The organism is Thiocapsa sp., assembly GCF_011390875.1.
Classification (GTDB): domain Bacteria; phylum Pseudomonadota; class Gammaproteobacteria; order Chromatiales; family Chromatiaceae; genus Thiocapsa.
Window position 1 is genome coordinate 1 of the sequence record NZ_JAABRP010000177.1, and the last position, 10,407, is coordinate 10,407.

Annotated in this window: 7 protein-coding genes; all 7 read left to right on the forward strand. The window is 63.8% G+C overall.

Annotated elements, in window-relative coordinates:
* Nucleotides 1–1,980: hypothetical protein (locus GPT33_RS14070; protein WP_296809986.1), on the forward strand; the 1,980-nt coding region annotated here is incomplete at its 5' end.
* Nucleotides 1,981–2,033: 53 nt separating this feature from the next.
* Nucleotides 2,034–3,917: a GMC oxidoreductase gene (locus GPT33_RS14075; RefSeq protein ID WP_296809987.1), complete on the forward strand. Its 1,884-nt coding sequence runs from the start codon at nucleotides 2,034–2,036 to the stop codon at nucleotides 3,915–3,917.
* 62 nt (nucleotides 3,918–3,979) lie between these two features.
* Nucleotides 3,980–5,512, forward strand: a complete 1,533-nt coding sequence (locus tag GPT33_RS14080) for a cytochrome c (RefSeq protein ID WP_296809989.1) — start codon at nucleotides 3,980–3,982, stop codon at nucleotides 5,510–5,512.
* A gap of 27 nt (nucleotides 5,513–5,539) precedes the next feature.
* Nucleotides 5,540–7,030, forward strand: a complete 1,491-nt coding sequence (locus GPT33_RS14085; RefSeq protein ID WP_296809991.1) for a cytochrome c — start codon at nucleotides 5,540–5,542, stop codon at nucleotides 7,028–7,030.
* 141 nt (nucleotides 7,031–7,171) lie between these two features.
* Nucleotides 7,172–7,966 (forward strand): hypothetical protein, encoded by a 795-nt coding sequence (locus GPT33_RS14090; RefSeq protein WP_296809993.1) that lies wholly within the window; start codon nucleotides 7,172–7,174, stop codon nucleotides 7,964–7,966.
* Nucleotides 7,967–8,065: 99 nt separating this feature from the next.
* A complete protein-coding gene (locus GPT33_RS14095; protein WP_296809994.1) occupies nucleotides 8,066–8,890 on the forward strand; it encodes a lipase family protein in 825 nt (274 codons plus the stop codon).
* Between the two features lie 50 nt (nucleotides 8,891–8,940).
* A partial coding sequence (locus tag GPT33_RS14100; RefSeq protein ID WP_296809996.1) for a patatin-like phospholipase family protein occupies nucleotides 8,941–10,407 on the forward strand: 1,467 nt, incomplete at its 3' end.

The following is a 10,407-nucleotide window of genomic DNA, read 5'->3' on the forward strand; positions in this document are numbered from 1 at the left end:
AACTACACCACCTACTACAGCCGTGCCAACCGCTTCGCTTATCTGGGCCTGATGAACGAACCCGGCTTCGTTCAGGCCGCCAAGCCCGACAAGTTCGGACTCTGCCTGGACGAGCGCACCGCGCCGCCCGAGCCCTTCGACGAACAGGTCTATGGCAAGGCATCCGGCATTCTGGGGCTGCGCCTCTATCCCAATCCCAATTTCGATAAGAAGGCCGCCGCGCGTTGGGACGCGGACAAGTTCTACAACGACCCGGACTATTACTCCGACCCCAAATTGGTACGCCCGTATCGGGTCGGCATGGCCTGCTCCTTCTGCCATGTGAGCCACCACCCGCTGCATCCGCCGGCGGATCCGGAGGCACCTGAGTTCGAGAATCTCTCCGCCACCATTGGTGCCCAGTATTTCTGGTTCGGTCGCGTCTTCGGGGTCAATGTAGAGAAGGACAACGTCGTCTGGCACATCCTCGACAGCCAGAAACCCGGCGCGGTCGATACCTCGCTGGTCCCTACGGACTACATCAACAATCCACGGGCGATGAACGCCATCTTCGATGTGAGCGCGCGTCTCAAGGCCGCCGAACGCTGGCACCAGGAGACCAGCGCAGGTGGGGCGCTGGCCCTGCCCGAGGTCCAGAAGCGCGGGCCGACCTTCGGCGTGCCACGTGTTCTCTGGGATGGCGCCGATTCGGTCGGGATCGATGCCGCCCTGACGCGCGTCTATATCAACATCGGCGAATATCATCAGCAATGGATCCGCCATATCCGCCCGCTGATCGGCGTCAGGCCCCAGAGCCCGATCAAGGTCAAGGTCGCGCAGGAAAACTCGGTCTATTGGAACGCGACCCAGGAACGCTCGGGCAATCTCGCCAAGTATCTAATCGCGGCCAGTGGCCCCATGCCGCTGCGGGATGCACCCGGAGGCGCGGACTACATCAGCTCGGATCCCACCGTCATGGAGCGGGGCAAGATCGTCTTCGCCGAGAACTGCGCCGCCTGCCATTCCAGCAAGCTTCCTGACGATGCGCCCAAGCTCAACTGCGGCGAGCGCGACTATTTGGAGTGCTGGAAGGAGTATTCGGACTGGACCGAGACCGACGACTTCAAGGGCAAGATGCGCGAGCTGGTAATGGCGGACGATTTCCTCGAGGACAACTATCTGTCCACCGACGCACGGATCCCGGTCACGACCTTGGAGACCGAGATCTGTAGTTCCATGGCCAGCAATGCGATCGAGGGCCATGTCTGGAGCGATTTCTCCTCGCAGACCTACAAGAACCTGCCGGCGATGGGCAAGGTCGTGCTCAAGGACCCCATCACCAACACCGCATTCGATTGGGAAACCCCGGCCGGTGGACGTGGCTATCAACGGGTTCCGTCGCTGGTCGCGATCTGGTCCACCGCGCCCTATCTGCACAACAACGAGGTCGGTCTGTTCAACAGCGATCCGAGCACCGAAGGGCGCATGGCCGCCTTCGACGACGGCATTCGCAAACTGCTGTGGCCCGAGACCCGCCCGGGCATCATCAACCGCACCACCCAGGTCAGCTTCCTCAAGGCCGCGACCCAGACGCTGCCCTGGTACACCCAGCCGCTGGTGGACGGCAACCCCCTGTCCGGTCTGCTGCGCTCGGTGGTCGGACTCGGCGGTCTGGTCGAGGGAAGCAACATCGTGGTCGGCCCCATCCCCGAGGGCACGCCGGTCAATCTCATCTCCAATCTGAATGTCGACCTTGGGGACGAGGGCGCCGGTCTGTGGCGGATGCTGCGCTTCCTCAAGAGCGCCAAGCGGGCTTATCAGGAGATCGCGCGCGAGGGTCTGGACGCCGCCGAAACCACCGCGCGGCTCAAGGAACTGGCCCCGGACCTGATGGCGCTGAGCACCTGCCCGGATTTCGAGGTCGACCGGGGGCATCCCTTCGGGAGCGATCTGCCGGATGCCGACAAGGAAGCCTTGATCGAGTTCGTGAAGACGCTCTGAACCCGGACTGAAACGGGCCGCGACATCGTCAACCGTTCGACGGAGCTTCACCGATGGCGTCCGATCCACTCGACAACAGCCTGAATGCGGACGAAGTGCTCGCGTATGACTACATCGTCGTCGGGTCCGGCGCGGGCGGTGGACCGGTGGCCGCGAATCTGGCCGAGGCCGGTTACCGGGTGCTGCTGATGGAGGCCGGTGGGTCACCGGATAGCTACGACTATCAGGTGCCGGCCTTTCATCCCGCGGCGTCCGAGGACAAAGCGATGTCCTGGGCGTTCTTCGTCCGGCACTACGCGGACGAGGAACAGCAGCGGCGCGACTCCAAATACACACCCGAGCGCAAGGGAGTCTTCTATCCCAGGGCTGCCACCCTCGGCGGTTGCACCGCCCACCACGCCATGATCCTGATTTATCCGCACAACCGCGACTGGGACGAGATCGCGCGAATCACCGGCGACGACTCCTGGTGCGCCGGAAAGATGCGCCGTTATTTCCAGCGCCTGGAGAACTGCCGTTACCGCCGGGTGCAACGCTTTCTGCAGCGCCTGCTGCGCTGGAATCCCAGCCGTCACGGGTTCGATGGCTGGCTGGAGACCAACAAGGCCGATCCGCTGATGATCCTCGACGATAGGCCCATGCTGCGGCTCATCGTCAGGGGCGCCCGCAAGGCGCTGTTCGCGAACGACAACTGGCTCACGCAGATCTGGCACAGCCTGACGGGGCTGTTCGACCCCAATGATTGGGCGATGGCCAACGGCAAGCGGGTGGGGCTGCGGATCACGCCCCTGTCGATCGCCAGGGGCCGTCGCCTCGGAACCCGCGAGCGCATCCAGGCGGTGCAGAGGGTTTGCCCGGATCGGCTGCATCTTCTGACCGGGGCGTTGGCGACCCGCGTGCTGTTCGACGCGGAGAACCGCGCCATCGGCGTCGAGTATCTCCCCGGCGAGCATCTCTACGCCGCCGATCCGAATCCGCGCGATGCTCAGACACCGGCACCAAGGCAGGTTTTCGCCGCGCGCGAGGTCATCCTCTCCGGCGGTGCCTTCAATACCCCGCAACTGCTGCAACTCTCCGGCATCGGTCCCGCCGACCTGTTGCAGCGACATGGCATCGAGGTTCTGGTCGATCTGCCCGGGGTCGGCGCCAATCTCCAGGATCGCTACGAGGTCACCGTCGTCAACCGCATGAAGACCCCCTTCGCCCTGCTCAATGGCGCGACCATGAGGGGGCCTGATCCGGACGAGGAGCCCGATCCGCAGTTTCGCTTCTGGCAGCAGGGTCGCGGACCCTATACCACCAATGGCGCCGTGATTTCGATCGTCCGGCGCTCCGCTGCGGCGCGGGCCGCCAAGGGCCCGCCGGATCTGGTTCTGTTCGGCCTGGTGACCAACTTCCGTGGCTATTTCCCCGGCTATTCCAAAGAGGTTCGGGCGGCCACCCAGTATTTCAGTTGGGCCGTACTCAAGGCGCACACCAACAACCACAGCGGGACCGTCACCATCCGCTCGCAGGATCCCACGGCGACGCCGCAGATCGACTTCCACTACTTCGATGAGGGCAACGATGACTCGGGAGAGGATCTGGATGCCGTGGTCGAGGCGGTGCAACTGGTGCGGCGAATGATGGATGGGGTCAAGGGCTTGGTCGCCGAAGAGACGGTACCCGGTCCCGAGGTTCAGACCAGTGAACAGATCCGCCGGTTCGTCCGGGACGAAGCCTGGGGCCACCACGCCTCCTGCACCTGCAAGATCGGTGCGGCAAACGATCCCGAAGCGGTGCTCGACAGCCGCTTCCGGGTGCGCGGCGTCCGCAACCTGCGTGTGGTGGACGCCTCGGTCTTCCCGCGCGCGCCGGGGCTCTTCATCGTCTCCGCCATTTACATGATTGCCGAGAAGGCCAGCGACGACATCCTGGCCGATGCGCGCGCCGGCTGAGCGCCGGGTGCGGTTTCGTCGGATATCTCGACACACGGGGGTTTGCCATGAGCCATGACGGGATGCATGACAACGCCAGCGACTCGACCACGCTGACCAAGGCGCTCCGACGCGGGTTGCGTCGGCTGCGGTGGCTGCTGTCGCTGTTGATCCTGATCGGCGTGGCCGTCTGGCTCTCTGCACGCTTCACGGCGGATCGGCCGGTGGATTACGCCGACATCCAGGATCAGTTCAAGTACGGCTCCATCGGCAGTGAGCCGGGCGGATCGGTATTCGATGCCGTCGGCGGTCTGCTCCCGCCCGAGCCCATCTTCGCCGTGCTCCCGCACGTCTGCCCGGACAAGCTGCCGGGCGGTTATGCCGCGCTGGGTCTGCTGGCGGAGGAAGGGCGGCCGTTCCCGATCGGGATCTCGCAACGCCATCGGTTGGGCGTGGATCAGGTCGGGCTCAATTGCGCCGTCTGCCACACCGGCACGGTGCGCGCGACGGCGGACGGCCCGCGCCGAATCGTCTTGGGAATGCCGTCCCATCAACTGGATCTCCAGGGCTTTTTCCGGTTCGTCCTGGATTGCACCCTGGACGAGCGCTTCACCGCCGACAACCTGATGGGTCTCATGGCGCGCAACGGCGCCGAGCTGGACTGGTTCGATCGCGTGCTTTACCGCTTCTTCGTCATCCCGCGCACCCGTGAACAAACCCTGATTCTGGCCAAGCGGCTGGAACGTATCATGGGGCATGAGGTGCCGGATTGGGGGCCGGGTCGGGTGGATACCTTCAATCCTTACAAGGGACTCCAGTTCAATTGGCCGTTGGCTCGCCTGCCCTCGAGCGAGCTGATCGCCGCCTCGGACTTCCCGTCGTTGTGGAATCAGCAGCCCAGGGACGGGATGTATCTGCATTGGGACGGCAACAACGACTCCGTGGACGAGCGCAATCTCAGCGCCTCGCTCGGCGCCGGCGTGACCCCGGTCACCATCGACCATCCACGCCTGCAACGGGTGCGCGACTGGATCTGGACCCTGCCGCCGCCTGCCTACCCCTACCCGATCGATCAGGCCAAGGCCGCGCGGGGCGAGCCACTCTATGCGGAATACTGCGGGGATTGCCACGCGGACCACCGCTTCAAGGAGGGCGTGCGCAGCGGCACGTCCATCGGCACCGTCGTGCCGATCGCCGACATCGGAACCGATCGCCATCGGCTGGATTCCTACACCTTCGATTTCGCGGCGAATCAGTACAGTCTCTATCCGGACTCCGAATACCGCTTCACCCATTTCCGCAAGACCCAGGGCTATGCGAACCATCCGCTGGACGGCATCTGGGCGCGGGCACCCTATCTGCACAACGGCTCGGTGCCGACCCTGCGGGCACTGCTCGACGATCCGAAAGACCGCCCGGCGCGGTTCTACCGTGGTTTCGACGTCTTCGACCAGGTCGGGGTGGGGTTCATCGCCGACGTGCCCGAGGAAAACGGCCGCCGCTACTTCCTCTACGACACCGCGCTTCCGGGCAACGGCAACGATGGACATCGCTATGCCATCGATCTGCCGTCGGACGACAAGGACGCCATCGTTGAGTACCTGAAAACCTTCTGATACGGCCGCGCGCCGGAGGGCATGACGATGTCGGACAAGCATCCCAAGCAAGGTAAGTGGCGCCGGGTTCTGGCGGTCCTGCTGATCGTGGCGGCGCTTGGAGGCGGATTCGTCTGGTGGAACCTGTTCCGCGAGCCCGCGCAGGAACTGGCCGATGACTCGATGGAGGAATACTTCAAATACGGCTCCATCGGCACCGAGCAACAGGACGGCATCCCATACTGGATCTGGCTGGTCCTGCCCAAGATGTTCCCGGAGTATCTGCCCGGACCCGGAGGGTGGGCCTCGCTCGGGTTCGGCTGGGAGCAGGGTCGCGAGATGCCGGTCGGCTTCTCCAAAAAGGTCATCGGTTTCGAACGGGTCGGGGTCAATTGCGCACTCTGTCACACCGCCACACTGCGCGAGACGCCGACCGGCGCCCCGACCATTTATCTCGGGGGTCCACCCAACCGGGTTGATGTGCTTGGCTATCAGCGCTTCCTGTTCAAGAGCGCCGCCGATCCCCGCTTCGATGCGGGCAACATCCTGGGGCAAATCGCTCAGGTCTACGAGATGTCACTCGTCGACCGCCTGCTGTATCGCTATCTCCTGATCCCGGCCACCCGCAAGGCGATCCTCGAACAGCGTGAACAGTTCGCCTGGACCGACAGCCGGCCGGATTGGGGACGCGGCCGCATCGATCCCTTCAACCCGGTCAAGGTGCGCGCCCTGGGGGTCGATCCGGGCGAGACCACCGGCAACTCCGACATGCAGTCGATCTGGAACATGGCGCCGCGGGTCGAGCATGGCATGGCCCTGCATTGGGACGGGCTCAACACCGATCTGACCGAGGTCGTCCTGAGCTCGGCCATCGGCGACGGCACGCTGCCCAAGGTTCTGCCGGTCAAAAAGCTCAAGGAGCTGGAGACCTGGCTCAAGGCGCTCCCGGCGCCCAAGTTCGCGGACCGGTTTCCGGTTGACCGGCAACTGGCAACCGTCGGCGAGCCGATCTACCGGGAACAGTGCGCGCGTTGTCATGCGATGGACGGCGAGAAGACCGGTCAGGTGCTGACCCTGAACGATCCCGAGTGGGCCGCCGCCGGGACCGACACAGGCGGTCTTCCGCCCTATACCGATCGTCACCGCGCCGACCTCTGGACACCCGAGGCCGCCGCCGCCTACAACGCATACGCCGCTGACTACCCTTGGGATTTCAGCCATTTCCGCTCCACCGGCGGCTATGTCAACGTGCCGCTGGACGGGCTCTGGCTGCGCGCGCCCTATCTGCACAACGGCTCCGTGCCCTACCTGGGTGAGCTGTTGGAGCCACCCCAAGGGCGCACCGAGGTCTTCCACCGGGGTTTGGATGTCTACGACCCGGCCCGGATGGGTTTCGTCGCCGAGGGACCGGATGCCGAGCGTCTGGGTAGCCGCTACGACACGCGCGTGATCGGCAACAGCAACCAGGGCCATCTTTGGGGAACCGATTTGGAACCTGACCAGAAGCAGGCGCTGATCGAGTATCTCAAGTTGCTTTAAACCGCGTCCGGTGGGGTCGGTGTCGTTCGTGCCACGGTCCGACCTTGCCGGGTTTCACCAGCGTCGGCAATGACGCGGTTTAAGAGATTGATTTTGTTTATGACCGACGATTCACATCCGCTCGATTCGGGGAGGCCCGACATGAAGACACCGGTCAAGTGGTTCCGTCGCGCGGTTTGGCTCGGCATCATCGGCAACTGGGTGTTGACGCTTCCGCTCATCTTTGCCCCCGAATGGACACTGGATCTGCTCGGGCTGCGCGCCACCCATGACCCGGTGTGGACCGCCTTCGCCGCCCTGTTGGTCTTCCTGGTGACTTTTTTCTACATCCCCGGAGCAAATCAACCCTATCGGTATCGCTTCAACGCCTGGCTCGCCGTGCTCGCCCGTCCGCTGGAAGTCTTGTTTTTTCTTGTTCTTTATCCTGGACTCTATTCCGGCTTCGTCCTCTATGACGGGGTCCTCTTCCTGATTCAGCTCCCGCTGTTGCTGCTGACGATGCGTCGACGCCCGGCCGAGGAACTTCCGGAAAAAACGCTCCAGGTACCGCCCACCGACCGTAACGCACTCTGGCTGAAACGCACCCTCTGGGCGGGCATCCTGGCCAATCTGGTGCTCGCGATACCGACGATCTTCTGGCCGGAGAAGGTGCTGGAGCTGATCGGCGCGCGTCAGACCCTGGATCCGGTCTGGAGCGCCTTCGCCGCCCTGATGCTGGTGCTGTTGAGCATCTTCTACATGCCCGGCGCCAACCAGCCCTACCGCTACCGCTTCAATGCCGTCATGGCGGTGCTGTCGCGTTTGGTCGGCGTCCTCTTCTTCCTCTGGCTATGGACCGGTTTCTATCCCGCCTTTGGCTATCTGGACGCCGTCTTCTTCCTGGCTCAGGTCCCGTTTTTGGTCATGGCCCACCTGACTAAATCGCGTGCTGCGTGATCTGCGTGGTCTCGCAGGGGACGCAATCCCTCGATGACGATCGGTGCGCTGGCCGAGCGGATCGCCGACCTCATGACCCACCTCCCGGAGGAATGACCCATGCACGTCGATCCCTACACCACCCGGCTCACCCGCGGCAACGCCTATTGGATGGCGCGGATCGCCCAGAGTGTCTTCATCAAGACGCCCAGTCATGCGCCTGACGAAGCGGGCATCCTCAAAGACCTGAAAGACGATGATCCGGATTTCATCAAGGTCACCGGCGCCGACAAAAACAGCGCGCAGGCGGTTCTGATCGAACACCGCGACTACTGGTGTTTCGCCTTCCGCGGCTCCGATGAGATGCGTGACTGGCTCGACAACGTCAATGCCTTCCCGACCCGCATCCTGTTCGGCGAGTTTCACCGCGGTTTCGCACGGTCCACGGATGACGTCTGGGAACCGCTATTCGAACGCTATCTGGTTGGCCGCCAAGCCGACCGAGCCGCCGGTCGCCCGCGCCCGATCTTTCTCGTCGGCCACAGTCTCGGGGGGGCGATGGCGACGGTGGCCGCCGCCAAGTTGCTGCACGTCGACCTCCCATTCACCTCGGTCTATACGTTCGGGCAGCCCCGGGCCATGACCCTCGAGACCGCCCGCATCTTCAACAACGAGGCCAGGGATCGGTTCTTCCGCTTCCAGAACAACGGCGACATCGTGACGCGCGTACCGTCCCGCCTGATGGGCTACAGCCATGTCGGCATCTGTCTCTATATCGCCCAGGACAAGCGCATACACGACGACATCGGCTTGTGGTTCCGCTTCCTCGACACTGTGGGGGGCGCCGTCGAAGCGGCCAGCGCCATCCGTCTCGACGCGGTCGAGGATCACGCCATGATCGACTATCTGGACGCGATCCGGGCCTGGAATCGCGAGCCCGGGTGAACGGGCCGTTCCTCGATCTCAAAAAAGACATCCGGAGAGAGGCAACCCTCATGACACCGCTAGCGCAACCGGCAGGCTACGTCGATCCGATCGACCTCGAGGATCTGGCGCTCACCGCGCACAATGAGGCTAGTGCTGAACAGCGGCTCCGGGCGCCGTTTCCGGTCGCGCTGGAGCAGGCCGAGACCGACTACGTTCACGCCTGGCGCCGTCAGCGCGGCTGTGACGAGCCGGAGGTGACCAGCGATAAACGGGTGGGCCTGGCCCTCTCGGGCGGCGGCATTCGTTCGGCAACCTTTGCGCTGGGTGCCATGCAGGCACTCGCAGCCCGGGGCCTGCTCGAAAAGTTCGACTATCTGTCGACGGTGTCCGGTGGCGGCTACATCGGCGGCGCGCTGACCTGGCTGCTGAGCAAGGACGCTCAGGGCGACGGCGTCCCACGCCCCGATGCGGCTCGCTTCGGCCTTGACCCTTCCAACTTTCCGTTCGGCACCGACGATCCTCGACCGGACGCCGCGCGGCGGGCCGACGAGAGACAGCGACGCATGCTCGGCTATTTGCGCGAACACGGCTATTACCTCACCCCGGGAGCGGGGATCACCGCCGTGTCGCTGTTGGGGATCGTGCTGCGCGGCACCTTTCTCAACCTGATCGTCTGGATACCGATCTACGTCCTCTTTTTTCTCTTCGGTCTGTGGTTTTTTGGCCATTACAACCCCGGTGTCGACGGGATGTTCCTGCTGCCGATGCTGATGGATATCCGGGGCCACGCGGAGCTGTTCGGATTCGAGCTGTTTCTCTGGATCGGTGTCCTGCTCTTGGGGCTGACGGTCCTTGGCACCTTGATCTATGCCTTGCTGACCGGGGTTCGGCGGGAGAACACCATGCCCGGTATCGCGCGCGTTTGGTATGTATCGCGCCGCCTCGTGGAACGCCTGGGCGGGGTGTTGCTCACCGCCATCGTCTTATTTTTCCTGATCGGCAGTCTCCCGGCGATCGGCGACCACCTCAAGGAGTCCTTCAAGTCCGTGGGTCCGATCGCCATGCTCTCCGGCATGGGCGTGTCCATGCGTCGCTTTCTCACCCCTCAACCCGATGCGGTGCACCGCGGACCCGATCTGATGGCCAACCTCGGCGCCGCGCTCTTCCTATTCGGCACGCTGCTCGTCACCTATGAGATCGCCTTCTGGCTCTCCTTCCAGGAGTTGATCACCCTTGCCGTCACCGTCCTGATCGCGGTCGCGCTCGTCTTCGGCTGGCTGGTGAACTGCAACTACATCTCCATCCACCGCTTCTATCGGGATCGGCTGATGGAGACCTTCATGCCCGACATCGATCGGGCGCTAAACAGCGAAACCGGTGCGGCGCTGGGTGCCGATGTCGCCCGATTGACCGATGTGGCCGACTCCCGAAGCCCGCGTGGTCCCTATCACATCATCAATACCAACGTCGTACTGGCGGACTCGCGCGAGTGCGTCTACCGCAATCGCGGAGGCGATAGCTTCATTCTTTCCCCT

Coding starts and splice junctions, on each gene's coding strand:
- GPT33_RS14080 (WP_296809989.1), top strand. CDS start 3,980: ATGCATGACAACGCCAGCGACTCGACCACGCTGACCAAGGCGCTCCGA.
- GPT33_RS14090 (WP_296809993.1), top strand. CDS start 7,172: ATGAAGACACCGGTCAAGTGGTTCCGTCGCGCGGTTTGGCTCGGCATC.
- GPT33_RS14075 (WP_296809987.1), top strand. CDS start 2,034: ATGGCGTCCGATCCACTCGACAACAGCCTGAATGCGGACGAAGTGCTC.
- GPT33_RS14085 (WP_296809991.1), top strand. CDS start 5,540: ATGTCGGACAAGCATCCCAAGCAAGGTAAGTGGCGCCGGGTTCTGGCG.
- GPT33_RS14095 (WP_296809994.1), top strand. CDS start 8,066: ATGCACGTCGATCCCTACACCACCCGGCTCACCCGCGGCAACGCCTAT.